Raw genomic sequence first — 526 nt, forward strand, 5'->3', positions numbered from 1 at the left:
TGCCTTACACTTTAGCAGCGGCAGCAACTTCGGCTGCGTAGTCAACAACGGCTTTCTCGATACCGTCGCCTACTTTGTAGCGTACGAAGCTAACCACTTCAGTGCCGTTTTCTTTAGCGAATTGGGCAACAGTTTGGTCAGGGTTCATCACGAATGCTTGGCCGTTCAGAGTGATTTCAGCCAAGAATTTGCGGATACGGCCTTCAACCATTTTAGCGGCGATGTCGGCAGGTTTGCCGGAAGCGATAGCTTGTTCGGTGTAGATGTGGCGTTCTTTTTCAACGGTTTCAGCATCTACTTCGGCTTCGCTTACACATTGTGGTTTAGCGGCAACGATGTGCATACCGATTTTGCGTGCTACGTCTTCAGAGCCTTTATACTCAACCAATACGCCTTCGGTAGCCAAAGCACCGTGGATGTAGGCAACCAGTTGGTTGGCAGTGTCAATCACTTGGAATCGGCGAACAGACATGTTCTCGACCAATTTAGCGATGATGGCTTTGAGTTCTGCTTCAACAAATTCGCT

General features: G+C 49.0%; 1 protein-coding gene. It reads right to left on the bottom strand.

Annotated elements, in window-relative coordinates; translation table 11 throughout:
- Window positions 1–4 precede the first annotated feature (4 nt).
- The coding region (gene tsf, locus ACTHS3_RS16745) for a translation elongation factor Ts (RefSeq protein WP_440368609.1) at window positions 5–526 on the bottom strand (522 nt) is incomplete at its 5' end.

The organism is Neisseria sp. P0009.S007, from assembly GCF_051962515.1.